Annotated in this window: 23 protein-coding genes; 20 read left to right on the top strand and 3 right to left on the bottom strand. The window is 34.5% G+C overall.

Annotation, left to right across the window (positions count from 1 at the left end; all coding sequences use genetic code 11):
• Positions 1-116 precede the first annotated feature (116 nt).
• From ACJJVN_RS00525 to ACJJVN_RS00465, 13 genes are all read left to right on the top strand, one after another.
• Positions 117-1,859 (top strand): sodium:solute symporter family protein, encoded by a 1,743-nt coding sequence (locus tag ACJJVN_RS00525; RefSeq protein ID WP_104515909.1) that lies wholly within the window; start codon positions 117-119, stop codon positions 1,857-1,859.
• 294 nt (positions 1,860-2,153) lie between these two features.
• Positions 2,154-2,696, top strand: coding sequence for a nucleoside monophosphate kinase (locus ACJJVN_RS00520; protein WP_405376700.1), 543 nt, complete (start codon positions 2,154-2,156; stop codon positions 2,694-2,696).
• Between the two features lie 55 nt (positions 2,697-2,751).
• Positions 2,752-3,090 (top strand): hypothetical protein, encoded by a 339-nt coding sequence (locus ACJJVN_RS00515; RefSeq protein WP_405368196.1) that lies wholly within the window; start codon positions 2,752-2,754, stop codon positions 3,088-3,090.
• Between the two features lie 6 nt (positions 3,091-3,096).
• Complete coding sequence (locus ACJJVN_RS00510; RefSeq protein ID WP_405368194.1) at positions 3,097-3,510, top strand: hypothetical protein; 414 nt, start codon at positions 3,097-3,099, stop codon at positions 3,508-3,510.
• A gap of 29 nt (positions 3,511-3,539) precedes the next feature.
• Positions 3,540-3,905 (top strand): hypothetical protein, encoded by a 366-nt coding sequence (locus ACJJVN_RS00505; RefSeq protein ID WP_405368192.1) that lies wholly within the window; start codon positions 3,540-3,542, stop codon positions 3,903-3,905.
• Between the two features lie 18 nt (positions 3,906-3,923).
• A complete protein-coding gene (locus ACJJVN_RS00500) occupies positions 3,924-4,184 on the top strand; it encodes a hypothetical protein (RefSeq protein WP_405376698.1) in 261 nt (86 codons plus the stop codon).
• 146 nt (positions 4,185-4,330) lie between these two features.
• Positions 4,331-4,933 (top strand): TetR/AcrR family transcriptional regulator, encoded by a 603-nt coding sequence (locus ACJJVN_RS00495; RefSeq protein WP_405376696.1) that lies wholly within the window; start codon positions 4,331-4,333, stop codon positions 4,931-4,933.
• A 55-nt stretch (positions 4,934-4,988) separates the two neighbouring features.
• Positions 4,989-5,786, top strand: coding sequence for a haloacid dehalogenase type II (locus tag ACJJVN_RS00490; RefSeq protein ID WP_104515906.1), 798 nt, complete (start codon positions 4,989-4,991; stop codon positions 5,784-5,786).
• 8 nt (positions 5,787-5,794) lie between these two features.
• The gene (locus tag ACJJVN_RS00485) at positions 5,795-6,532 is read left to right on the top strand and encodes an SDR family oxidoreductase (protein ID WP_405376694.1); all 738 of its coding nucleotides are present in this window, start codon (positions 5,795-5,797) and stop codon (positions 6,530-6,532) included.
• 149 nt (positions 6,533-6,681) lie between these two features.
• A complete protein-coding gene (locus ACJJVN_RS00480) occupies positions 6,682-7,443 on the top strand; it encodes a hypothetical protein (RefSeq protein ID WP_405376692.1) in 762 nt (253 codons plus the stop codon).
• Positions 7,444-7,600: 157 nt separating this feature from the next.
• Entirely contained in the window at positions 7,601-8,380 is a 780-nt protein-coding gene (locus tag ACJJVN_RS00475) for a HipA family kinase (protein ID WP_104515903.1), read from the top strand.
• Complete coding sequence (locus ACJJVN_RS00470) at positions 8,370-8,753, top strand: DUF3037 domain-containing protein (protein ID WP_104515902.1); 384 nt, start codon at positions 8,370-8,372, stop codon at positions 8,751-8,753. Before ACJJVN_RS00475 ends, ACJJVN_RS00470 begins: the two co-directional genes overlap by 11 nt.
• A gap of 393 nt (positions 8,754-9,146) precedes the next feature.
• On the top strand, positions 9,147-10,991 hold the full coding sequence (locus ACJJVN_RS00465) for a cystathionine beta-synthase (RefSeq protein ID WP_405376689.1): 1,845 nt from the start codon (positions 9,147-9,149) through the stop codon (positions 10,989-10,991).
• A gap of 83 nt (positions 10,992-11,074) precedes the next feature.
• Here ACJJVN_RS00465 and ACJJVN_RS00460 read toward each other — a convergent pair whose 3' ends face one another.
• Positions 11,075-12,115: a flavin-containing monooxygenase gene (locus tag ACJJVN_RS00460; RefSeq protein WP_405376826.1), complete on the bottom strand. Its 1,041-nt coding sequence runs from the start codon at positions 12,113-12,115 to the stop codon at positions 11,075-11,077.
• Between the two features lie 320 nt (positions 12,116-12,435).
• Between ACJJVN_RS00460 and ACJJVN_RS00455 the strand changes: the two genes are divergently transcribed.
• Together ACJJVN_RS00455 and ACJJVN_RS00450 are read left to right on the top strand one after the other, a co-directional pair.
• Entirely contained in the window at positions 12,436-13,455 is a 1,020-nt protein-coding gene (locus ACJJVN_RS00455) for an SPFH domain-containing protein (protein WP_405376688.1), read from the top strand.
• Positions 13,456-14,373 carry a sugar kinase gene (locus ACJJVN_RS00450; RefSeq protein WP_405368180.1) on the top strand — a complete coding sequence of 306 codons (918 nt, stop codon included), beginning with the start codon at positions 13,456-13,458 and terminating at the stop codon, positions 14,371-14,373.
• 41 nt (positions 14,374-14,414) lie between these two features.
• Here the strand turns inward: ACJJVN_RS00450 and ACJJVN_RS00445 are convergent, their stop codons facing one another.
• A complete protein-coding gene (locus ACJJVN_RS00445; protein WP_405376686.1) occupies positions 14,415-16,811 on the bottom strand; it encodes a zinc-dependent metalloprotease in 2,397 nt (798 codons plus the stop codon).
• 103 nt (positions 16,812-16,914) lie between these two features.
• On the opposite strand from ACJJVN_RS00445, the gene ACJJVN_RS00440 reads away from it, so the two are divergent.
• A complete protein-coding gene (locus ACJJVN_RS00440; protein ID WP_405376684.1) occupies positions 16,915-17,313 on the top strand; it encodes a hypothetical protein in 399 nt (132 codons plus the stop codon).
• A gap of 430 nt (positions 17,314-17,743) precedes the next feature.
• Here ACJJVN_RS00440 and ACJJVN_RS00435 read toward each other — a convergent pair whose 3' ends face one another.
• Entirely contained in the window at positions 17,744-18,916 is a 1,173-nt protein-coding gene (locus ACJJVN_RS00435) for a GlmU family protein (protein WP_405376682.1), read from the bottom strand.
• Positions 18,917-19,012: 96 nt separating this feature from the next.
• Between ACJJVN_RS00435 and ACJJVN_RS00430 the strand changes: the two genes are divergently transcribed.
• The 4 genes from ACJJVN_RS00430 to ACJJVN_RS00415 all read left to right on the top strand — a co-directional run bounded on the left by ACJJVN_RS00430 (position 19,013) and on the right by ACJJVN_RS00415 (position 25,224).
• A complete protein-coding gene (locus ACJJVN_RS00430) occupies positions 19,013-20,071 on the top strand; it encodes a DUF3810 domain-containing protein (RefSeq protein ID WP_405376680.1) in 1,059 nt (352 codons plus the stop codon).
• Positions 20,072-20,286: 215 nt separating this feature from the next.
• Positions 20,287-23,247, top strand: coding sequence for an amidohydrolase family protein (locus ACJJVN_RS00425; protein WP_405376678.1), 2,961 nt, complete (start codon positions 20,287-20,289; stop codon positions 23,245-23,247).
• Between the two features lies 1 nt (position 23,248).
• Positions 23,249-24,562, top strand: coding sequence for an amidohydrolase family protein (locus ACJJVN_RS00420; protein ID WP_405371216.1), 1,314 nt, complete (start codon positions 23,249-23,251; stop codon positions 24,560-24,562).
• 71 nt (positions 24,563-24,633) lie between these two features.
• Positions 24,634-25,224: an NUDIX domain-containing protein gene (locus tag ACJJVN_RS00415; RefSeq protein WP_405376676.1), complete on the top strand. Its 591-nt coding sequence runs from the start codon at positions 24,634-24,636 to the stop codon at positions 25,222-25,224.
• Positions 25,225-25,288: the final 64 nt, after the last annotated feature.

Raw genomic sequence — 25,288 nt, 5'->3', positions numbered from 1 at the left:
TGTTTTTTTGATAATAACTACGCTAATCTATTAAAGTTTTGCGATTATAAACAGTCATTTATTCTATATTTAGCTTTTTAATAAAATTCAAACGTTATCGTTAATAACTTTTATTCATGAAATTAGAATTAATCGACATTTGCATCATTATTGTCTTCTTTTTAATATCACTAGCCATAGGGCTAATAGTCTCTAAAAAAAGTTCCAAAGACAGTTCTTCCTTTTATTTATCTGGTAGAAATATGCCGTGGTGGCTTCTCGGCGTTTCCATGGTCGCAACCACATTTGCGGCAGACACGCCCAACCTTGTTGCAGGTCTCGTGCGATCAGACGGTGTTTCTGGTAACTGGGTCTGGTGGGCATTTTTACTTACCGGTATGCTTACCGTCTTCTTTTATGCTCGATTATGGCGTCGCAGCGGTATCACTACAGACCTAGAGTTCTATGAAATGCGATATAGCGGTAAGAGCGCTGCATTCCTACGTGGTTTTAGAGCCCTTTACCTAGGTGTAGTCTTTAATATCATCATTATGGCTACCGTATGCCTTGCTGCTATTAAGATAGGACACGTTATGTTCGGTTTTGATGCGTGGACCACACTTACCTTTGCTTCTATCATTACACTAGCCTATTCCTTATTAGGCGGTTTAAAAGGTGTTCTAATAACAGATTTTGTACAGTTTATCATCGCCATGGTAGGTTCTATATGGGCTACATGGTACATACTCGACCTGCCAGAAATTAATGGAATGGCAAATCTTATCACACATCCTAATGTACAAGGCAAACTAGATCTACTACCAGATTTCTCAAACACAGATTTACTCATGGGTATATTTATAGTTCCCATAGCCGTACAATGGTGGAGCACCTGGTATCCCGGAGCAGAGCCTGGCGGTGGTGGTTACATCGCACAACGCATGCTCGCTGCAAAGGATGAAAAAAACGCCACTTGGGCAGTACTTTTCTTTAACCTAGCTCATTATGCCCTACGTCCATGGCCGTGGATTATCATAGGACTCGCGTCACTAATCATTTATCCCAACCTAGAATCACTTGCCATAGCATTTCCAGAACTAGAACCAGGTTTCATAAAAGACGACCTCAGTTATCCAGCCATGCTTACCTTTTTACCAGCAGGACTATTAGGATTAGTCGTTACCTCATTAATCGCCGCCTTTATGAGCACCATTTCTACCCATTTAAACTGGGGTTCTAGTTATGTAGTAAACGATTATTATGCCCGATTTATAAATAAAGACGCCACCGAAAAGGAAAAAGTAATCACAGGACGCCTCTCCATGATAATCATGATGGCAGCCGCAGCAGCACTATCCTTTGTGTTAGAAGAAGCAAAATTTGCCTTTGACCTTATTATACAAATAGGCGCAGGATCAGGATTATTATTTATCCTTAGATGGTTCTGGTACCGCATTAACCCATGGTCAGAGATCACCGCTATGGCAGTATCCTTTACCATGGCAGTACTTTTCTTTATCAACTCTAGCGAGCTATTAGGGCTAGAAGGACAGTTATTTGGTGAGTTGCTCAACTGGCACATGATATGCATTAACGTACTTATTACCAGTATCGCATGGCTAGCCGTAACCTTCATCACCGAAAAAAGCGACCAGAATACCCTAGATAAATTTCAAGCAGCCATTTTTGGGGCAGAATCTAAATTTCATAATTTCCAGTACAAGACCCTAGGTTTCTTACTAGGCGTTATAGGAATCTATAGCCTTTTATTTGCCACCGGTAAATTACTCTATGGCGACCTGACCATGGGACTGTCCCTACTCGTCGTTTTTACTGTATGTGCCACCAGTGTCATAGCATTAAGAAAAAAGTTGTTTTAGAAAAATTCCGCTTTCGCGAAAGCAGAACACCATCCATCACCTTGCCCTTATCCTATTCCATAGATAAGACCAATTATAAAAGCACTCCTTTAAGTAGTAATACTTATAGGAGTGTATTTTTTTTTAATTTACTTACTTTTAAAGCTGCTACGCATAACCCATTGCGGAAAACCGTAAATGCAATTTGGGTTAAATAGGTATATTGCTGGGGTTAAAATAAATTTAGAACTGCTGTTTTTAATTAATCGGTATTTTTATAGTAAAATTTATAAATATTGTCTTTGAAAAAAGTATATGAAACAGTGTCATTTAATAATATCAGCTTCATTTATAACACAAGAAGTATTTGCTAAACAATTGATAGATTGTTTTAATTTATCCAAAATTCGAATGAAAGATTTACTAATTAATGAATTGCGTAATGAATCTAAATTATCAGATTCAATAAATGAGTACTTAAAATCTGGTAAATTGATTCCTACATCTTTAATTACAGCACTATTACGTAAAAAAATTAGTGTAATTAAAAATGATCTATTGATTATAGGATATCCTAAAACAAAAGAACAATTCACAACTTTAAACGATTTATTATCGAATTCAGGATATAAAATTAGTAAATTATGGATATTAAATTTTCAAAACGTAGACAAACAATTTTCTATATCAAATGATAGAGAAATGACTAAGAAATTTATTGAACAAGCTAAAAAAAGTAAATTAATTGAAGAGTTAGTCAACGACTCAACTATTACTTCTAAAATTAATATTGAAACAATAAATACTTGGGATTCAGAAACGATGAAACAAAAAATAATCTCGATGCATAGAATTTAACATACGCAAATAATAACTATTAATAGTAACTACAAAAACTAACTATCTTTAAACAATGAGAATATTTTTAAAAATTCTATCTTTTGTATTATTAATTGTTCTAACTACTATTTCTGGTTGGCAATTCAGAAAGGAACTCTCTAAATCTCAAAATTTTGGTGATAAATATATTGGTTTAAATAAAGAACAAATAATAGCTGAATTCGGTAAACCTGATTATTTAAATCAAAAATTAGTAACAGAATACGATGACGATTTTAAACATTTCTTTAAAGACATATATTGTGAGGCAAATACTAAAATTCTTTATTTAAAATATGAGAAAATATGGTTTACGTACGAATTTTGGCTTGTAAATAACGATAATTCTGAAATTGTACTCTTAGTAAAATAAATAACCATGTTTGGAATAATCATTGTTTTTATCCTTATCGCTAATTTCTTATTGTTTAAAAAAATAATATTTAAAATTATAGGAAGTGGAATCATAGTTATCTTCTTTGGCTTTTCATTTATTTTTTCTCAACGATACATGAAAACCCAATCCATTAATTATCAAGCTAAGAACCAATTGTATTCTATTTTAATAAATAATACAAAATCCTATAGAGTGGATAGTATTAAAAAGTATCCGTTACATTCTATACAAGACTTTGATGTTCCTAAAAGAATAAGCATATTATCTACACTTACAAACAATTGTAATCAAAATGATACCATCATAGAGTTAAATGTAACTGGACACATTCATAAAAGTCAATTTTGGTACGTTAAAAAAGATAGTTTAGAACCTTTGGGGATTTTAAAATATTAAAATGTAATCCACTAATAAAATCATATAACATGAATAAATTCTTATTGCTATTCTTAATGACAGTATCCTACTCTGTATTTGGGCAGTCTAATTTTAGTGTCTATGATCAAGACAAGGAAACTATTATAGAGTACTTTAAACAAGAAACTATAGGTGGAAAACTGGATTTTGAGTTAAAAATGAAAGATGTCTCTACACCATTTTATCGCGTGGAAAACACTCTTTATAACCGTAAAGACATGGGCATTTTACTATGGGCAAAAGCTATTAAAATGACTGAACAATTTACAGAAGAAGAAGCCTACAAACTTTGGGAAGAAATACAAGAAAGAAAACTAACTGAAGCGGAACAAAGAGCATTTGAAAAAGGCTTCAGTATGAAATCTGAGAAATAATTTGCTGATACTATTGAAATGCCTAAAAGAAAGAAACCGATAGTTTTAAGCATTATTGAACTAGAGAAAAAGGGAACGAAGGAGTTATTAGGATACCTTACAAAATTAAGACATTGTGAAGAAACACTAGAAAAATCTGATTTCATTACAAACCCAGAATTACTAGATGACTCAATAATTTACTTTAAACAGACTGATAAATGGAAAATTGCTTACCACAATGTCAAAGTTATTTTGGATCAACGAGAAAATATAGACAGAACCAATAACAAAAACTAAAATAACAACTACCTCCACCCTATTCCACTCACAAAATCTAGTACTAGATTCTGTGAGTTTTTTTGGTCGCGCTTTCGCGAAAGCGAAATTATTTTAATTAACATAACAAAAACATACTAACTGGTATTTTTATATACCTTTACCGCATGCAACAAGAATTAAAATCTGAGTTTACTAAGCAACTTATTATAAATAAGGCATTTAACCTTTTCTATGAACATGGATTTAAAACGACGAGCATCGATAAAATAATGAAGGAAACGGCATTGAGTAAAGGTGCTTTTTACCATCATTATAAGAGTAAAAAAGAACTGGGTCTAGAGGTGATTCAGCTTAAGGTACAAAAGAGAGTTGTAGACGGTATGATAGCTCCTTTAAAAGAGCCTGGTAACGCATTTGATATCTTAGAGTCTGTTTTTATTAATAGACTTAAGGAGTTCCCTTTTTATGATAAGCAGCATGGTTGCCCCATGAATAATTTTATTAATGAACTGGGTGATAACGAGGTTTTATATCAAACTGCGCTTAAAAGTATTATTGAAAAATGGAAAGCTGCCTTAATAGAACTTATAGATAGAGGTAAGCGAGAGAATAGTATAAAACAAGAAATATCTAATCAGGCAGTTGCGGTGTATTTGATAAGCTCTTTTGAAGGTATAAGAGGTATCAGAAAACTATATGATAACGACGCTATTCTAGTAGACTATCTATCTGGTTTACAACTGTATCTAAAACAAATTAAAGTCTAATATTTTTTTTAACTAAAAACATACCACTAGGTATGTTTTAAAAAACAGCGTATAAATGAGTAACAATAGAAGGGATTTTATCAAGAAAACTGCCGTATTAGGAATGGGTCTAGCAGCAGCCCCAGCAATGGCGGCTACCTCAACGAGAACAGCGTCTAATGGCTTAGAAAACACAACGAGACCTAAAGTGTTATTCTTTGATGTTAACGAGACATTATTAGACTTAACGACCATGAAGACTAGTGTAGGAAATGCACTAGGTAATAGACCAGATTTATTGCCTTTATGGTTTACGACTATGTTACAGTATTCTCTAGTAACTACGGTGGGGAGACAGTATAATGATTTTGGTATTATAGGTGCGGCTGCATTACAAATGGTTGCTGCTAACCATGGAATTAAGATAAGCGAAGAAGAGGCAAAAACTGCTATTTTAACCCCATTGCGTTCTATACCTGCACATCCTGAGGTAAAGGAATCTCTTGCTCGTTTAAGAAAAGCTGGTTATAAGTTAGTTTCTTTTACTAACTCTTCTAACATAGGTGTAAAAACACAGTTTGAAAATGCTGGTTTAATAGAGTATTTTGATGAGCGTTTAAGTATAGAAGACCTAGGTAAATATAAACCGCATACAGATGCTTATGATTGGGCAGCTAGAATGATGGGTGTACAACCTGAAGAGTGTATGTTAATAGCGGCGCATGGTTGGGATATTGCTGGTGCTTTATGGGCAAAATGGAGAGGTGCTTTTATAGGTAGACCTGGGGCACAGTTATATCCGCTTGCTCCTAACCCTGAATTCAATGAAAAAGATTTAAAGTTAATTACAAATCAATTAATCGCATTAAAATAATAGAAATTATGAGTGATGTAAAAAACAAAGTAATTATAGTTACTGGTTCTTCTAAGGGAATAGGTAAAGAAACGGCTATTCTATTAGGTAAAAATGGCGCCAAAGTTATTGTTAATCATTCTAACAGTGAGGAACAGGCAAATGATACGGTTGCTACTATTATTAAAAATGGTGGTGATGCCATTGCGATTAAAGCAGATGTAAGCGATAGAGAACAGGTAACGATGTTATTTGACAAAGCGATTGAGGCATATGGCAAAATAGATGTACTGGTAAACAATGCTGGCACCATGATCTCTAAAAAATTAAAGGATACTACTCAGGAAGATTTTACAAAACAATTTGACGTTAATGTGAGAGGTATTTTTAACACACTACAAGAAGCAGATAGCAAACTAGCTGATAACGGTATTATTATCAACTTCTCTTCTAGTACTACAAAATTAATGTTGCCCACCTACTCTATTTACTCAGCTACCAAAGCTGCGGTAGAGCAAATGACTCGTGTATTTTCTAAGGAAATAGGAAGAGGTATTTCTGTTAATGCACTAGCACCTGGAGCAACAGAAACTAAATTATTTCTAGACGGTAAGTCGCAAGAACAAATTGATAAATTAAGCTCTATGAATGCGTTTAATAGACTAGCAAAACCTATGGACATTGCAAAGGTGGTATTATTCTTAGCCTCTGACGATTCTAAGTGGATCTCTGGACAAGTGATAGGTGCAAATGGCGCTTTAGTGTAATAGATATCTCAGGTAGGCTGCTCTTACCCATTTTAGTTAGTAAGCTCATAAAATCATTTCCTTGATTTTATGAGCTTTTTAATTAGATCACCGCTACTGTTTAAACCTTTCTATTAATCTAGGGTCTCATAGAATATAAAAAACATTTTATGAAGTTTCTGTTATTCCTATCTATTGCCTTAGCATCATTTACAACTCCTGAAACAAGTGATAAAACACCTCTAGTTACAGATCCTGTAGTGGTTACAAATGATCGTGTTGTTTATAAAGTACATGATGACGCAGACTATGTATATGTGAACATAAGTACAGAGGATAAGAAAACCTCTATGTCTATTTTAAGACATGGTCTATCGATTTACTTTGATGTAAAAGGAAATGAAGATAAGGGTGTTTATGTAAAATATCCATACGATTCAAAACCGGTGCGCATGCCTAAACCATCTAAAGAAGATAGTGACAGCGACGAAAAGCCATCTATAGATTTAAATACCATTATAGCAGACTTACCTGGTGAGGCTGAATACGTTTACTTTGAAGAAAGACAGCAGTTTCATAAAGATCTTAATGCGTATGACATCGCACTAGGTTATAAGGTTACAGGAGAACTTTTTGAATATGATTTAAAAATTCCTAAAACAAGAATAGATGCTAACGGTACAGCAGATTTTTCTCAACTATTAATAGGTGTTATGACTAATAAGCTGGAAAGAAAGTCTGAAGGGCAAAATAAAGAAGGTGCATCTCAAGGTAAAAGAAGCGGCAAAGGTGGCGGCGGTCGTGGTCAAGGCGGCGGTGGACGCGGACAAGGTGGTCGTGGTCAAGGTGGCGGCAGTCGTGGCGACAGAGCACAATCGCAAGGAGAACCGGTCTCTATAGAGTTTTGGTTTAAAGCTCCTTTGAGTAAATAATGAGCAAATTATAAATGCTTTAAAAGCTCTAGTTTTTACATAGTATTTTAATTCATCACTCACCGTTTCTTTTATTAGATACGGTGAGTTTTTTTATGCCTTATAAGAATACTAAAAATCAGAATAAGCACTTCTAAATTTAGTAATTTTGGTTTCTATGAATAAAATTGATATTCGCACTGTAAATGTGGTGCAATATGTACAGCCTTTGAGAGAAGGCGGCTCATTGCCTGCTATTGTAAAAGCAGACGATGGCTTTCTATACGTAATCAAGTTTAGAGGCGCAGGACAAGGTAAAAAAGCACTTATATCAGAGTTTATAGGTGGTGAACTAGCTCGCACATTAGGTCTACACGTTCCTGAAATAGTTTTCATGAATCTAGACGACTCTTTTAGTAAAACCGAGCCAGATGAAGAGATACAGGATTTATTAAAATTTAGCGTAGGTTTAAACCTAGGGCTTCACTTCTTAACCGGTTCTATAACCTATGATCCACTAGTTAGTGAGGTAGATTCTTTAACTGCTTCTAAAGTCGTTTTACTGGACAGCATTATAAGCAACATCGATAGAACCGCAAAGAATACCAATCTATTGCAGTGGAATAAAGAACTGTGGATTATTGATAACGGTGCTAGTTTCTATTTTCATCACGATTGGAAAACATGGGAAAATCATTTGACCAGAACATTTCCTTTGATAAAAGATCATGTGCTTTTAGAAAAAGCTACCCAATTAGAAGACGCTTCTAAAGAAATTATACCGCTTTTTACTCCAGAAAGAATTAATGAAATAATCTCTAACATACCAGAAGACTGGCTTATAAATGAGTCTGACGCTATGACTAGCGACCAGATAAGAGAGGCGTATAACCTGTTTTTAAACACGCGCCTATCTAAGATAGATTTACTTATTAAAGAAGCTCAAGATGCAAGATAAATTTACATTTGAGTATGCTACGATAAGAGTGGTACCTAAGGTAGAGCGAGAAGAGTTTATTAATGTAGGTGTTATTTTATTTTGTAAACGCAAGAAATTTGTGGGCATGAAATATTACATCAATCCAGAAAAATTAAAGGCTTTTTCTCCTGATGTAGATATAGAAGTTTTTGAGGATTATTTAAATGCTTGGATAAAAGTATGCGATGGCTCGCCTGCTGGTGGCAAAATAGGCGCAATGGAATTATCTGACCGTTTTAGATGGTTAACCGCTTGTAGAAGCACGATTATCCAAAGCTCAAATACACACTCCGGACTGTGTGAAGATCCACAACAGACGCTAGAAGAATTATTTAAAAAACAAGTTCTCTAGATCATATCGTTAGGTAAATGATGCTACTGGCCTACTGGATTACTGTTATGAGTTTTAAATTAAAAAAAAAGGTTGTTATGAGGTCCGCTTTCGCGAAAGCGAATCTAAAACCAACTAAGAGACCAGTATGATGAGAAAAGGCAGTTATGTCTAACGTTTAAATACGACTCTATAAGTCAATGATTTAAAACACTAGTTTTGACAGGTGATGATTAGATAAAATAAACATTAGGAAAAGTTTAAAAGTCCTCGCTGGGTAACTAAAATAAATTAGCTTCCCTTTGTAAAATAAATGGCTATCAAAATGAGTAATGATAAGTATTTCAAAGCTTATATACTGGATGGTAACAATTGAAATTAACGTATATTATTGACCATTAATATGGTAAAATTATGGAAAAGAATAAAATGCTAGATTATATTAAAGACGTATTAGAAAATATGCCATCTGGTTGGGTGGATATTACAACGCATAGACTAGATATTTATAATGAAGAACTTGCAAAAACTCAGTTTCTAGAGCAATTTGAAGCTTTATATAATGATAATAATTCAGAGAAGTCTGCACTAGAAATATTACCTACAGCTTATGATTATATAAGATTAGGGCATCCATTATCTTGTGTTCTAGAATGGGGAATTGCACAATTAGATGGACTTAAATCTGAGAACGTAATTAGCTTTTCTTCAAAGACAGTACCTGTTCTAGCGGTGTTGAGAAAAAATCTTTTTGACCATAAGAATACCCAAATTATTTATACTGGTACTTTACCTGACTCCTTTGATGCACAAGCAATAGAAAGAGTTTATGGATACCAGTTTGAATTAAAAAAGGTAGATTCTATTAAAGATGTTCCAGCCTTTGACGGTAGTACGATCTTTATCAAGAATGAAGAACAAATAGGTGCTATAGAGCTGCATGAAAACATAGATTTTTATATAAGTCTACACGGTAAGTTAGGTAGTGTACTGGTTATAAATGGTCAGGAGAATGAAAGTTATGTTGCAGACATACAACATGTGCGTAGAAGAGAAACGATTGCGATGACTCCTGCAAACTCTGTTATAGCTATACAATCCCTAGTATCACAAACTGCTTTTAAAGTAGAAGAAACTACTGTAGATAGTGACAAAGCAAGCGTTTTAAACTCTATTAAAGAGATTACAAGATCGAGTACTACACCTCTAGTAGGTTCTAGTGGTTTATCGATTCAGTATGCTATAATGATGGGGCTTATTAACGATGCCAAGGAAAATCATAAAGGAAAAGCGATTAAAATAGTTGTACCACCTAACTGTTATGGTGGTACAAATGACCAGGCAAGAAGAGTCGCGGCATGTATTGATAATGTAGATATTGTAGATTTACTAGTAGATGGTGATAATGATATGGTACAAAGTATCGATACCGTTTTAAATCAAATTGCTAAGGAAGACGCGATACCTTACATTATTGCCGAAATACCTACTAATCCTAGAGTTGAGGTACCGGACCTGGTTCAATTAAAAGAGGTTTTAACAAAAGAACGTAAAACACCTCATGAAGATCTTGCGATAGATCCTGTATTTATTCTTGATCAAACATTCTGTCCTAATGTTCACTTTTTAGGTGAAGACGATATGTTATCAGGTGTGCGAACTATCTCTTTTGCTAGTGGTTCTAAATTCCCTAGTGGTGGTCGTTGTACGGCTGGTTACTGTGTAGGAAATAAGAAAACTACTGCTTTAATGGAAAAAATAGAATTGCACCTAGGTATTTGTGATAATGAAGCTACAGATCTTCAATATGAAATACTTGCAGAGCAACTGCCGTCCATGAATCAAAGAATTACAGATGCGTATAAGAATACTCGCGAATTTGTAAATTATATTCACGAGGCTCTACCTGGTGCAAAAATCAATTTTGTATCAGAAGAACTAGCGCAGCAAGGGTTTACTCCTTCTGTATTTTCACTAGACTTACCTACAAAAGGCGCTAATGCTGAAGAGAAAGAAGCTTATAAAAGGGAATTAAACCTTAAGTTAATTAACTTGATGATTACAGAGATTCCTGACGAAAGTAAATTTTGTGTGAGCTATGGACAGTTAAAAGGTTGTTACTGGACTATACCAGCAACGTCTACACAAGGAACTACTAAAGAAGGTGATAAAGATTACATCGTACGTGCATCACTATCTCCTAACCTAGATCTTGAATTACATAAAAAAGTGTTTTCTAAATTTGTAGATTCTATCTAAGAGTTTTTAACCTTTTACTTAAAACGCCGCTTCATGTAAAATGAAGCGGCGTTTCTATTTTCTATTAATAAGAAGATTATTTATTACTTTTTAGACATGATACCTGCTAGATAGCTAGCATCTTTAGAAACTCCACCTAGTGTTGCAGACCCACGAGTGTACATCCATGGCAAGCCCATAAAATAAAGTCCTTCTATATTACTGACACCTCTATAGTTTTTAGGATAATTATCTGCATCGAGTTCTAGACCTTCTATCCATGAAAAGTTAGGGCGGTAACCAGTAGCCCAAATTATATTTTTAATGGTAGAAACGTTTTTAGATTCAAAGAAAATCTTTTCCTTCAAAGCATCTTTTGTTCTCCCTACAGGAAATACATTCTCTCTAGCTAGAATACCCTTTACGTCAGTACCTATAACTGGTTGCGTAGAAGAATTGATCTTCTTCCCTATCCAGCTGTATTTGTTATAGCTTAAAAAACCTATTTTAGTAAACCACCACCATAGCGTTTTACCTAAGAAATTTTGAGGTAAAGATTTTACAGTCGTATCACCAGAAAAATAGACCTTGCGCGTACCGTCTTTAGATAGTTCATTAAGAATTTGATAACCAGAATCTCCACCACCTACTACTAGTGCATCACCATCTTGTAATTGATCGATTCCTTTGTAATAGTTACTGTGCATTTGCAATATACTGTCTGATGCTTTTACGTGACATGGTGGTGTGTACGGTATATGAAAAGGACCAGTTGCTACGATAACATTTTTAGTTTCTATGACACCATCTTTATGTTCTACACAAAAAGTTTTCTCTTTCTTTTTTACAGAAGTAACTAGCGTGTTTAACTGTACAGGAATTTCAAATTTATTTACGTAATTTTTAAAATAGTTGGCTACCTCAAATTTAGATGGATAATGATTTTTAGGAGCGTCAAAGTCTAGTCCTGGTAGGTGATTATATTCTGTCGGAGTAAATAGCTTTAAGGAATCCCATCTATTTAACCAGGAAGCACCTATTTCATTTTCTCCATCAAGAACTATGAACTTTTTATTCATTTGTTTTAAATGATAAGCCATAGCTAGACCTGCTTGTGCACCACCTATTATCACATAATCTAACATCTTACTATTCATTACAATTTTATAAAAGTTCTTGCAAAATTAAGAATCCTTTGATGATACCCTAATTAAACAGACATTTTAAGTAGATTAAATAATAAATTGATAACAACAAGTTGAAATAGTTGAATAATCTTCATGTTAAACAGAAATATATAAAATCTTCTGTGTTTCTAATCATGTAATAATGGTTTATAATTTAATTTTCAATAGTTATATATTCCTAATTTTAATGCCTGCTGTTTTTGTATCTTTATTTAATGATAATTATGCTACTAATAAAACGTAATTATTAAGACAACCAATTTAAAAATAGAAAGTTTATGTTCGGAATTAAACATATAAAATTTGACTCAATGACCTATGTACTTCATTTTAAAAATGGAGCCATAAATAAAGAAGGTCGAGGACTTTCTTTTTTCTATTTTTCGCCCAATAGTTCCATAGTCGCTATACCTATGGGAAGTAACGACCTTCCTTTTGTATTTAACGAGTCCACTAACGACTATCAAACCGTTACCATTCAAGGACAGATTAGTTATAAAATAAATGCACCAAAAACACTGGCTGATGTATTAGATTTTACTGTGCAAGATAACGGACAGTATAAAAAAAATGATATTGAAAAATTAAATCAGAGAATCATAAACGAAGCGCAAACGGCAACTTCAGCTTATATCCATGGTATAAAATTAAAGGAAGCCATAAGGTCTGCCAAAGCAATTGAAAATAACATAACTGAAGGTCTTAAATCTTCAGCAGCAATAGGAATGTTAGGGATAGAAATTCTAGGAGCAAATATTCTCGCTATTCAGGCTACTCCAGAAATGGCTAGAGCTCTAGAAACTGAAACACGTGAAAAATTACAACAAGAAGCCGATCAAGCTATTTATGAAAGACGAAATTTTGCTGTGGAACAAGAGCGTATAATTAAAGAATCTGAATTAAATACAGAAATTGCTGTAGAAGAAAAACAAAAGCAAATAGCAGAAAAGAAAATGGAGTCAGATGTTCAAAAATCTGATAATCAAAGAAAGTTAAGAGAAATGAAAATAGAAGCTGATATCTCAGTAGAAAATCAACGTAAATCTCTTATCGAACAGAAAACTGAAAATGATAAGAAGGAAGCAGAAACTAAAGGTTATGTTTTAGAAACAACACTAAAGCCGTATCGAGATATGGATTGGAAAACATTAACTGCTCTGAATAATAATTCAGATCCACGATTCAACATATCCCTTGCTTTTAGAGAATTAGCTGATAATGCTGGTAAAATAGGTAATTTGAACATTAGCCCTGACCTATTAGATTCCATCTTAAATGATAAAAATAACTCTAAATAAATGGGTTATGAATATGCCATTATTGTAAAAAGTAAAACGCGATTAGAAGATCTAGTTGACAGATTTAACACTAAAGCTCAAGCTAAGTTTTACATCGAACGATTAGGAGGCGATTTCAATGAATATGAAGTTGAAGATGAAATATTTAAAAAATCTTTAAACTCTTTGCAAACACAATTATCTAAGATTATAAAAAATAAAACTATAGATAAGCAATTTGTATCCTCCTATATATTCTCTAATAAAAACATTATTGTCGTTATTGGGCAAGATGGACTTGTGGCCAACACAGCAAAATATTCTAATAACCTACCCATAATTGCGGTTAATCCAGATCCAGAGAGATATGACGGAGTATTATTACCATTCACTACAAATAACTTTATAGAGGCCGTTGATAACGTTATGAAACAAACTCACCGCTATAAAGTAATGAGTTTTGCTGAGGTTATTTTAAATGACGGACAAAGATTACTTGCTTTTAATGATCTTTTTATTGGTGCTTCTTCACATGTTTCAGCGCGGTATAAATTAACTTTCAAAGATAAATCAGAACAACACTCTTCAAGTGGTATTATAGTCTCTACACAAGCTGGCTCTACTGGATGGCTTAGTTCTGTATTTAACATGGCATATGGTATCACAAATTTATTTGAAAGAAACCAACCTGTAAAACAACCTAAACTTAGGGAAAATGATTTGCTCTTTGTTGTAAGAGAACCTTTTAAAAGTATCAGAACGCAAACTAAAATTACCGCTGGTATTATTAGAAAAAACACATTAACAATAGAATCCTTTATGCCTAATAACGGCGTTATATTTAGTGATGGTGTAGAAAAGGACTTCCTAAAATTTAATAGTGGTTCTATAGCAACTATTGGTATAGCCAAAGAGACGGCAACCATTGTACAGAAATAACGTTTTAATTTTAAAAACATTCCTCATACTCTCTCAATTACCTAATAACCGCATCCTATCGGACTACCATCTGGGATGCTAGGTAATTGCTTCACTTTAAACAATTCTGGATGCGTGTTGAAATTTTTGATTTGAGAAAGTAGTTGGTTTTCAAAAGAATCACGCTTATTCAACTCTTTTTCAATAGAATTCAACTCATTTCTTGCCGCAGCTTTTACTTCTATATTAGTTCGTGTACTTGCTATCAAGTTCATTAAGTGATTTAAGAACAATTCTTGACTTCTATGTGCAATGGATGTTTCATAAGAATCAATTCCATTATTAGAATCAAAAACAATCTCTGATACACCTTTAATCACAGTAGATAAGTCCAAGTAATTATCATTATTGCCGCTCATTCTTGTTGAATTCTGCGTTGCTATTCTATTCACACGTTGTGGATGGAACAATAAATCAAAAGTCATATCTACACTAGTTGCTGCAGCATTAAGTGCATCAAAGGTAACTCCAGTTTCAGACTTAAAGCTTTCTCTAGTTCTTCCATACCCATAAGCTCTTGGTGGGAATAATTGGAGAACAGAACTTGGTATCTTTAATGTTTCTGGTTCTATACTTCTCAAGATACTTTGTAGAGCCTCACGTTGTAAGGTTACATCTACGGCTTTAAAATTTTGTGACTCTTCTTTAGTTAAATACCCATACTCTACCCCACCTATTAATTTTACCGTAGCCTCCACTTGATAGCGGTGTGCAAAATAAACTGGTACAAAAACATCTTCTAAAACACTTAAAGGTTCACCTGACTTTATGTTATGAATAGAAAATTGATTCATCGCGATTTCACGTACTCTTAATATATGGTCCAACTCTTCACTAGGGTTAGAACCATTATCCCATAAATGGCCACTCGCACTCGCACCACCGGTAGCTCTTGCGTCACTGTCAGATATGAATTTTAAACCAGCAACATCAGCCTTTTTAATAACAGATTTTAAATAATCTGCCTCAGACTGGTTACCATTTGGGTTTCCATAAGAATATTGAACGATAAGGTCATCCCAACTTCCTATACCTACTCCATAAGCATCATCTAGTGCTATCTCTCCATTTACGATGTCGTACTTAGGATGCGGATAATCCATAACACTAGCGCGATCGTTTACACTTGCGGCAAAATTATGTGCAAAACCTAGTGTATGACCTACTTCATGAGCGCCTAACTGTCTGATTCTAGCCAGCGCCATTTCCATCATAGGTTTATAATTATCATCACTATTCTTAAAAGGTTCTTTAAGTAAACCTTGTGCAATTAAAAAATCTTGCCTTATTCTTAAACTACCTAGACTTACATGACCTTTAATAATTTCTCCTGTACGTGGATCTGTAATACTACCGCCATAACTCCAGCCACGTGTACTGCGATGTACCCACTGAATCACGTTATATCTCAAATCCATAGGATCTGCATTTTCTGGTAACATTTTTACCTGAAAAGCATCTATATAACCAGCACTTTTAAAAGCCTCGTTCCACCATCCTGCACCTTCTAATAATGCTGCACGTATAGGTTCTGGTGTACCACGGTCGAGATAATAAACAATAGGCTCAACAGCTTCACTTTGTGCTGCATTAGGGTTTTTCTTTTCTAGTCTATGTCTGGTAATAAATCGTTTCTGTATAGGTTCAAAAACTGGTGTACTGTAATCCATATAACTGGTATAAAAAGAACCACTACGTGTATGAAATTCTCTAGGTTCATAACCAGCATCTGGTAATTTTACAAAACTATGGTGTTGAATTACAGATATACTACTCGCATCTGGCGCAACACTTCTTACATCACGACCTGTAGGTGTACCTGTAAAAGTGAGCATAGCTTCAAACTCCGAATTCTTTGGAAAACTCTTGGTATTCTCCATCCATAAAGCACTACGAGATTTATCAAGTTTATATGTTCCTTGTCTGCGATCTTTTAAACGTTTTGCCACGCCGTGAGCATCTTGCATTAAAAATGGTGTCAAATCAATGGTATAAGCACCATTTTTAGATTCCTTAATTTCAAAACCAAATAATACCGATCTTGCAAATGCCTGCTCAATAGATGCTTTTTCATCAACATTAGAAGAACTCGCACGGTATTTTAAATTGGGTTGCATGAGTAATAGTTTATTACCACTCTTCACCCATTTGACTACCACGCCACCACCTAATTGTCCTCTATCCAGTCCTATATCATTAGATCCTAGACCACTAGTTAAAGAATGTACATATAGAAACTCTTTATCTAGATCTTTGACCACTAGCATTATACTACCTTTATCTTCTTGATAAGTAAAGTTATAATAGCCTGTAAATTGTTGAGTGTTAGATGTAGATTGCGCTTTCGCGAAAGCGGAAACCAATAAAAACAAAGAGAAAATATAACAGGTGCTTTTCATGTATAGGTATTTAAGGTCAGAAAGATAAATCATAAAAATAAAAAATGAATCTAACCACGCAACCTATTATTAGGATTTGCATCTTATTATAAACTCAACCGCCATGAAATACTTGAAGAAAATTTTAATCATCTTAACTATTGCAATAGCTTTTATCTCCTGCAATAATGATGATGGTAATGACAGTATAACACCGTTAAGTATAGTAGGAAACTGGAATCTAACTGCAACTCTTGCAGATCCTGGCGATGGTAGCGGCACCTTTCAACCAGCTAGTGGTAAAAGTTTAAATTTTACAGATCAAGGTGTGGTAAATTGTAATGTAAGTTTCTGCTTCGGTAGTTTAACACAAGCTACAAGCACCGGTACTTATGACGTAATGACCACAACTATCGATGTAGAAAATTGTATAGGAACCTACATTTTTATTGATGCAAATACGATAGAAATTTCACACTTGTGCATTGAACCTTGTGGTGAGCGCTATGTTAGAGTAAATTAATCCTTCTTCTATATCTAAAATAAATTAGATAAAAGAGGTAAGTTATCAGTAAATACGGCATATAAAAGATTATTCCAAAAACTGCTTTCAAAGGCCATCCTATACCTGATTGAGAAATCAATAGATTTTCAATGACTTCATTATTGTTCGTTGAAACATCTGTAAATCTTTCAGATATTGATATGCCATCATTATTATAACCGTAATGTGTTAGTAAAAAACCGTTTGATAAATGAACATAATAAGCAAAAGATGAAATGATAACCGAGCCTACTATTAAAGTGACTATAAAATAAATCCAAAACTTAAATTTTAGATTATTTCTCTTTAAAATACTTTGAAGAATTAAAAATGGAATTACGGATAATAGTAGTAGAAAAATCCACGATAGTATGTGTATCAGTAATTCCAATTTATATAAAATTCATAATTAATCCTTGCGATACTGAGCAGTTTTCTCAAAAACTTGATCTAGAATATCGATATCGATTTGTTCTAATGAAAGACCGCGACGTTTCATAACCACATCGGCCACTTCATATGCTTTATTAGTTTTATAGGTCATATTACCTTGTGGACCACCCCAATTAAAGGAAGGAATAAAATTACGTGGATAACCAGCTCCATAAATGTTTGCGCTCACTCCTATTACAGTCCCAGTATTGAACATAGTATTGATACCACACTTAGAATGATCACCCATCATGAGACCACAAAACTGCAATCCTGTTTTTGCAAAACGGCTAGTTTCATAATTCCATAGTTTTACTTCGGCATAGTTGTTTTTAAGGTTACTTGTGTTAGAATCTGCACCTATATTACACCATTCTCCTAGAACAGAGTTTCCTAAGAAACCTTCATGTCCTTTATTAGAATAACCAAAAATCACAGAATTACTCACCTCTCCACCTATCTTAGAATGTGGTCCTACCGTAGTAGGTCCGTATACTTTAGTCCCTAACTTTGTTGCACTATTGTTACATAAAGCAAATGCACCACGTATGATAGAGCCTTCCATAACCTCTGCATTTTTACCTATGTATATAGAACCAGTAGAAGCATTTAAGATAGCAAACTGTAATTTTGCACCTTCTTCAATAAAAATGCGGTCTTCATTTATAGACTGAACCGTTGCTGGTATAGGCTGCGATTTTCTACCTTGTGTAATAAGGTCATAATCTGCCTCTAGAGCTTTTCCATTTTTAGAAAAAATATCCCAAGTAAAATTAATAGCATCTACCTCTTCTTCTAAGAAAAGTACCTGTTCTAACTCTATAGTAGGCGTGTGTAAATCTTTAACTCTATAAGCGATTATAGCATCTCCTGCTAGTAATTTCTGTTGAGGTTTTAATGCCTTAATAGCTTTACACAATGAAGCAGTTGCAAACACATTTCCTGCGATTACTACATTATCATCTGTCTCTACCAGTGGATATTTAGCCTGTAAATAGTCCTCTGTCTGGAAACTCACGCTCTCTCCTAGTTGCTTTTCCCATTTCTCACGTAGTGTAATAATTCCACAGCGTATCTCGCAAGTAGGTCGTGTATAAGTAAAAGGTAATAATGCTTGGTGTTTATTAAAGTCTGCTAGGATAAAATTCATGATGGTCATTCTTTTCAGAATTCAAAGGTCGTAAAACTATTCTCATTTTACATTTTCATTTCCTACTTATTCTACTTTAATTAATAACTTAGCCCTATGCATAAAAATAGATCCTTACTTCTTGCCCTATTTCTACTATTAGCACAACTTGCATTTTATTACAGTTTAAGGTTTTTTCCCGCTGTAGTAGAGTCGTTATATAGTACAGGTATTTATCCTTATATATCCAAAGCTATGAGATTTGGGTTAGGCTGGTTGCCGTTCTCCTTTGGCGATTTTGTGTACAGCATTGCTATTATCATGATCATAAGATGGTTGTGGATAAGTAAGAAGGATTTGATCTCGCTTTCGCGAAAGCGGTACACCCAACTATTCCTTTCCCTAAATATAATTATCGCATTATTTCATTGCATGTGGGGTTTTAATTATTACAGAGAACCACTGCACAAAGTACTAGAACTAGATAACGAATACACTACCGAAGAACTGAAAACCGTGGTACAACAACTGGTTTACACCTCTAATAAATTACACGAGCAATTACAAAAAATAGATTCATTACCAGTCGCATTTACACGTCCTCAGTCAGAAATTTTTGATCTCGCACCACAGGGTTTTGAAAAGATAAATCATGTTTACCCTGCACTGGATTATGGAAATGCGAGTATTAAAAAATCATTGCTCACCATGCCACTTTCTTACATGGGATACAGCGGTTATTTAAATCCTATTACTGGAGAGGCGCATACTAATGCCTGGATCAACAACTATAAAACACCAGTCCTTACTTTACATGAAATGTCTCACCAGTTAGGGTTTGCAAAGGAAAATGAAGCCAATTTTATAGCCATAATAGCAGGTATGAATCATGACGACCTTCATTTTCAATACAGCGCGAGTATTTTTGCCTTACGCTATTGTATTAATGACTTGTACCGCCGTGATCCAGCAGCTTATGAAGAAATAAGACCTATAATTAAAGATGGTATTTTTAAGAATTATAAGGAGTTGCGAGATTTCTGGGTCCAATATGAAGGCGTTATAGAAGATGTATCACAAGCTACTTACAATACTTATTTAAAAGCTAATAATCAACCGGGCGGTATGGAGACCTATAGCTATGTAGTAGCCTTATTAGTTAATTATTATAAGTAAATCTAGACTACTGCATCGGTGAGTTTTCTCTCTTTAAGTTATGAAGTATAAGTTAGACACAAGGACTTTATACCGTTTAACGTCATAAAAAAAACGGAAGAGATTGTACAGAACACATTTGTTAATTACTTCATATAACTATTGACTTTTTATGAAATCTTTAAGAAACGACTTTATAGGACTTTGATCTATCTTTATGGACTAAACCTATATTCATGAAAAGATTATTATCTCTCATGCTTTTGGCTTGTTTTTCCATGCAGGCTCAAGAGTATTTTCCTAACAACGATGACATAAGTGCGGTAAGCAATGTCACTCGTGCAATTACTAACGCTACCATAATCACCAGTCCTGGTAAAATGATATCTAATGGTACTATTATCATTAAAAATGGTAAGATAGAAGCTATAGGTAATGGTATTTCTATTCCTAAAAATGCTGTTATTGAAGACGCTGCAGGTAATTACATCTACCCTTCTTTTATAGAGTCTTATGGAAACATAGCTATGAAATCTCCTAAAAGAGCTGCTGGTAGTAGAACAGCGCAATATGACGAAGGTCGCAAAGGATATTACTGGAATGATCACATAAGAGCAGAACAAAGCGCTATGGATCATTTTGAATACGATTCTAAAGAAGCTAAGAAGTATATTGATGCCGGTTTTGGTACCGTACAAACTCACTTTCAAGATGGTATCGCTCGTGGTAATGGTATGTTAATCGCTCTAGATAACACAGGAACTGATGCAGACCGTATTCTTAAACAAGAGAGTGGTAACTTCTTTTCATTGAGTAAAAGCCGTCAGTCTAGACAGAGTTATCCTACATCTCTTATGGGTGCGCTGGCTTTATTACGTCAGACACATTTTGATGCAGACTGGTATGCAAATGGACATTCTAAAACAAAAGATCTATCTCTAGAAGCATTAAACACAAAGAAAAATCTTGTTCAGATAATTGAAGCTGGAGATAAAAAGAATGTACTAAGAGTAGACAAACTGGGTGATCGTGTAGGTAAACAATTTGTTATTGTAGGTGGAGAAGATGCTTATGAAATGATAGCAGATGTAAAAGCTACTAACGCAGCACTTATTGTACCTATTAATTTCCCTGATGCTTATGATGTTTCTAACCCAAATCTAGAGTGGTTTGTAAATCTAAGCGACATGAGAGAATGGAAACAAGCTCCTGGTAATTTAATGATGTTATCACAGGCTGGTATTACTTATGCTGTTACTACTAAAGACTTAAAATCTCCAGCAGATTTAATGAAGAAACTAAAAATAGCTATGGAATATGGTCTTACAGAAGATCAGGCTCTAGCTGCTCTTACTACGACTCCTGCAAGCATATTAAAAGTAAATGATATGGTAGGTACTCTTGAAAAAGGAAAACTAGCTAACTTTATCATTACCTCTGGAAAATTATTTGAAGATGATACTGAAATCTATGAAAACTGGGTTAAAGGATCTAAACAAGTAATTAAAAATAGAAGCATTAAAGATATTGATGGCTCTTATGTAGCTACCTTAAATGGAGTAAAATATGATATATCTATTAAAGGAAACGGTAAAAAATCTACAGTAAAAATAGACAGTACGACTCTAGGTTCTAAAATAACTTATGACGGTAACTGGATCAATATTATCACTACTCAAAAAGATAAAGAAGATAAATCTTATACTAGATTATTAGGTGTAATAAGTGATGATAATAATTTTCATGGTATCGCTTACCTACCTAATGGTCAGGAACCTGCCTTTGTAGCTGTAAAAGAACCTACAGATTCAAAAACAGATGGTAAGGATAGAAATAAAAAAGGTGATTCTAAAGAAATCAAAAAAATGGGTCGCATGACTTTTCCTAACGTAGGTTACGGTAGTGAAACCCAACCTACCGTAGAAACTATCTTATACCGCAATGCTACGGTATGGACTAATGAGAAAGATGGAATTTTAGAAAATACGGATGTACTCGTTAAAGATGGTAAAATATCTAAAATAGGTAAAAATCTAAGTGCTGGTAATGCAAGAGTAATAGATGCTACAGGAAAACACTTAACTAGTGGTATAATAGATGAGCACAGTCACATCGCTATAGATAACGGTGTAAATGAAGCTGGTCATAATTCTACTGCCGAGGTTACCATAGAAGACGTCGTAGACCATGAGGATGTAAATATTTATAGAGACCTTGCTGGTGGTGTTACTACCTCACAACTGCTACACGGTAGTGCAAATCCTATAGGTGGTCGTAGCGCTATTATTAAATTAAAATGGGGTTACAAAGCAGACGAGATGATCTATTCTAACTCTCCTAAATTTATCAAATTTGCTCTAGGTGAAAATGTAAAACAATCTCGTTATCAAAACGGTGTGCGTTTCCCACAAACTAGAATGGGTGTAGAACAAGTTTTTGAAGATTATTTCTCAAGAGCTCGTGCTTATGCAAATGCTAAAGGAAGTAAAGACTTCCGTTATGATGAAGAGATGGAAGTACTTCTAGAAATTTTAGAAAGTGAACGTTTTGTTTCTTGCCACTCTTATGTACAAAGTGAGATCAATATGTTAATGAAAGTAGCAGAGAAACACGGTTTCCGTATCAACACATTTACACACATTTTAGAAGGTTACAAAGTAGCAGATAAAATGGCCGAACATGGTGTAGGTGGATCTACCTTCAGCGACTGGTGGGCTTATAAATATGAGGTGAATGACGCTATTCCTTATAACGGTGCCATTATGCACTCGCAAGGTGTGGTAGTTGCTTTTAATTCTGATGATGCTGAGATGTCTAGACGTTTAAACCAGGAAGCTGCAAAAGCTGTGAAATATGGTGGCGTTAGTGAAGAAGATGCATGGAAGTTTGTGACTTTAAACCCTGCAAAACTTTTACACATCGATGACCGTACAGGTAGTATCAAAAAAGGAAAAGATGCAGATCTTGTTTTATGGAATGTTAATCCATTGAGCGTGACTGCTAGGCCAGAAATCACAATGATAGATGGAATTGTGTTTTTTGATAAAGAACGTGACTTACGCTTTCGCGAAAGCATAAAAGCAGAAAGACAAGAACTTGTTAATGAAATGATCATGGCCAAAAACAAAGGGATGAAAACCCAAACGCCTAAAAAGAAAGACAAGACATTATATGAATGCGAAACTATTCACTGGTAATATGAAGACAATGAAAAACTTATTTTATACGATTTGTGCCTTGTTTGCCATGACTGCAACTGCACAACAGACACCAGCACCTGCACAAACAGGTATTTACACGATTATGAATGCCACTGCCCACATAGGTAATGGTGAGGTTATAGATAACTCTATAATAGTTTTAGAAAACGGTACTATTACTGCAATTGCAGACGCGACAGTGGTTAAAATGGATATTAAAGGAGAAAGAATAGACGCATCTGGAATGCATGTTTATCCTGGATTAATTGCTATGAATGCCACTATAGGTCTAGTAGAAATAGATGCGGTAAACGCGAGTTCTGACGTGCGTGAGATGGGAACCTATAATCCACACATAAGATCTATTATCGCTTATAATGCAGAGAGTAAAGTGATAGAGTCTATGAGACCTAATGGGGTACTTATCGCTCAAATCGTACCTCGTGGAGGTCGTATTTCTGGAAAATCTAGTGTCGTACAATTAGACGCTTGGAACTGGGAAGACGCTTCTATACGTACGGATGACGGTGTACATGTAAACTGGCCATCTAGTTTTAGAAGAACTGGTACATGGTATGAGCCAGGACCTATAGAGCCTAGTAAAGATTATGAAAAGCAAGTCACAGAATTAACAGATTTCTTAAATAATGCAAAGGCCTATAATGCAACGACAAAACCAGTTGGTTTAAACTTAAAATATGCTGCATTACAACCTGCTATTAATGGTACTGAGAATTTTTACATCCATGTAGATGGAGAAAAAGCCATCAGAGATGTTTTGAAATTTATTAAAGCAAACGGAATTAAGAAACCTGTTATTGTAGGTGGTCGTGAAGGTGATAAAGTAGCAACAGAACTTGTTGCAATGAATATTCCTGTTCTAGCAGGTCGTGTACACGATCTTCCTTCTCGTGAAGATGAAGACTTTGACATGCCTTATAAGTTTCCTAAACTACTAGCTGACAAAGGCGTTATGGTAGGTCTAGAAAATTCTGGAGATATGGAAAGACACCAAACACGTAATTTCCCTTTCTATGCTGGTACCGTTGCTGGTTATGGAATGGATATGGAACAGGCTTTAAAAATGATAACTCTTACACCTGCACAAATATTAGGTATCGATAAAGAATATGGTTCTTTAGAGCAAGGTAAAAGTGCTACTCTATTCATTTCTAAAGGAAATGCATTAGACATGCGTGGTAACCAAATTACACGTGCATTTATAGACGGTAGAGACATTTCTCTTAATTCTCATCAAACAGAATTATATGAGCGTTACATGAATAAATTTGGCGCTGAGATTAAAAGATAATCTCATTTATAGTATATTAAATCGTTCATTATTCATTTAATGGACGATTTTTTTATTTAAAATTATCTAGTATGAAACATACCATAAACCAAGAAGAGAAAGTATTTGATCAGTTTCTTAAAATATATAAGGCTCAAGTTACTCAATATAGCTTTGATGGTAAAAAAGAGATTAACAGCACTCGCCTAGCCTTAGACCGTGGTAATGCGGTTGCTGTGTTACTTTATGAAAAAGATACCGATAGCTTTCTTTTTATACGTCAGTTCCGCTATCCTAGTTCGCGTCGTGATCAAGGCTGGATCGTAGAAATACCAGCCGGAGCTATTGATAAAAATGAATCGGCAGAGAAAGCTGCTATTAGAGAAGTTAAGGAAGAAATAGGCTATGAAATAGAAAGCCTTGAGTTTATAATAGAATACTTTCCATCACCTGGAATGCTGTCAGAACAAATAAGCATCTTTTATGGTGAAGTTACTTCTAGTCAAAAAACACTACGAGGTGGAGGCGCGACTTCAGAAAATGAAGATATAGAATTAATTAAAATACCTAGAAACGACATTAAACAGAAGCTTAATAATCGATTTTTCAATAATTCTATAAGTATTATAAGTTTACAATGGTATTTGTTGAATAAGGTTCAGTATAATAAAATCAACTTGTAGAATAAGTAAACACCTAGCATTATTAAATAACAAAAGCCGACTCATGAGAGTCGGCTTTTGTTAT

Source organism: Nonlabens sp. Asnod3-A02, from assembly GCF_045063755.1.
GTDB classification, from domain to species: domain Bacteria; phylum Bacteroidota; class Bacteroidia; order Flavobacteriales; family Flavobacteriaceae; genus Nonlabens; species Nonlabens xylanidelens.
The sequence above is the reverse complement of the archived record's forward strand: the minus strand, read 5'-3'. Positions and strand labels throughout refer to the sequence as shown.

Excerpts from the sequence above, each read along its gene's own strand:
- ACJJVN_RS00525 (WP_104515909.1), top strand. The coding sequence starts at position 117 with ATGAAATTAGAATTAATCGACATTTGCATCATTATTGTCTTCTTTTTA.
- ACJJVN_RS00520 (WP_405376700.1), top strand. The coding sequence starts at position 2,154 with ATGAAACAGTGTCATTTAATAATATCAGCTTCATTTATAACACAAGAA.
- ACJJVN_RS00515 (WP_405368196.1), top strand. The coding sequence starts at position 2,752 with ATGAGAATATTTTTAAAAATTCTATCTTTTGTATTATTAATTGTTCTA.
- ACJJVN_RS00510 (WP_405368194.1), top strand. The coding sequence starts at position 3,097 with ATGTTTGGAATAATCATTGTTTTTATCCTTATCGCTAATTTCTTATTG.
- ACJJVN_RS00505 (WP_405368192.1), top strand. The coding sequence starts at position 3,540 with ATGAATAAATTCTTATTGCTATTCTTAATGACAGTATCCTACTCTGTA.
- ACJJVN_RS00500 (WP_405376698.1), top strand. The coding sequence starts at position 3,924 with ATGCCTAAAAGAAAGAAACCGATAGTTTTAAGCATTATTGAACTAGAG.
- ACJJVN_RS00495 (WP_405376696.1), top strand. The coding sequence starts at position 4,331 with ATGCAACAAGAATTAAAATCTGAGTTTACTAAGCAACTTATTATAAAT.
- ACJJVN_RS00490 (WP_104515906.1), top strand. The coding sequence starts at position 4,989 with ATGAGTAACAATAGAAGGGATTTTATCAAGAAAACTGCCGTATTAGGA.
- ACJJVN_RS00485 (WP_405376694.1), top strand. The coding sequence starts at position 5,795 with ATGAGTGATGTAAAAAACAAAGTAATTATAGTTACTGGTTCTTCTAAG.
- ACJJVN_RS00480 (WP_405376692.1), top strand. The coding sequence starts at position 6,682 with ATGAAGTTTCTGTTATTCCTATCTATTGCCTTAGCATCATTTACAACT.
- ACJJVN_RS00475 (WP_104515903.1), top strand. The coding sequence starts at position 7,601 with ATGAATAAAATTGATATTCGCACTGTAAATGTGGTGCAATATGTACAG.
- ACJJVN_RS00470 (WP_104515902.1), top strand. The coding sequence starts at position 8,370 with ATGCAAGATAAATTTACATTTGAGTATGCTACGATAAGAGTGGTACCT.
- ACJJVN_RS00465 (WP_405376689.1), top strand. The coding sequence starts at position 9,147 with ATGGAAAAGAATAAAATGCTAGATTATATTAAAGACGTATTAGAAAAT.
- ACJJVN_RS00460 (WP_405376826.1), bottom strand. The coding sequence starts at position 12,115 with ATGTTAGATTATGTGATAATAGGTGGTGCACAAGCAGGTCTAGCTATG.
- ACJJVN_RS00455 (WP_405376688.1), top strand. The coding sequence starts at position 12,436 with ATGTTCGGAATTAAACATATAAAATTTGACTCAATGACCTATGTACTT.
- ACJJVN_RS00450 (WP_405368180.1), top strand. The coding sequence starts at position 13,456 with ATGGGTTATGAATATGCCATTATTGTAAAAAGTAAAACGCGATTAGAA.
- ACJJVN_RS00445 (WP_405376686.1), bottom strand. The coding sequence starts at position 16,811 with ATGAAAAGCACCTGTTATATTTTCTCTTTGTTTTTATTGGTTTCCGCT.
- ACJJVN_RS00440 (WP_405376684.1), top strand. The coding sequence starts at position 16,915 with ATGAAATACTTGAAGAAAATTTTAATCATCTTAACTATTGCAATAGCT.
- ACJJVN_RS00435 (WP_405376682.1), bottom strand. The coding sequence starts at position 18,916 with ATGAATTTTATCCTAGCAGACTTTAATAAACACCAAGCATTATTACCT.
- ACJJVN_RS00430 (WP_405376680.1), top strand. The coding sequence starts at position 19,013 with ATGCATAAAAATAGATCCTTACTTCTTGCCCTATTTCTACTATTAGCA.
- ACJJVN_RS00425 (WP_405376678.1), top strand. The coding sequence starts at position 20,287 with ATGAAAAGATTATTATCTCTCATGCTTTTGGCTTGTTTTTCCATGCAG.
- ACJJVN_RS00420 (WP_405371216.1), top strand. The coding sequence starts at position 23,249 with ATGAAGACAATGAAAAACTTATTTTATACGATTTGTGCCTTGTTTGCC.
- ACJJVN_RS00415 (WP_405376676.1), top strand. The coding sequence starts at position 24,634 with ATGAAACATACCATAAACCAAGAAGAGAAAGTATTTGATCAGTTTCTT.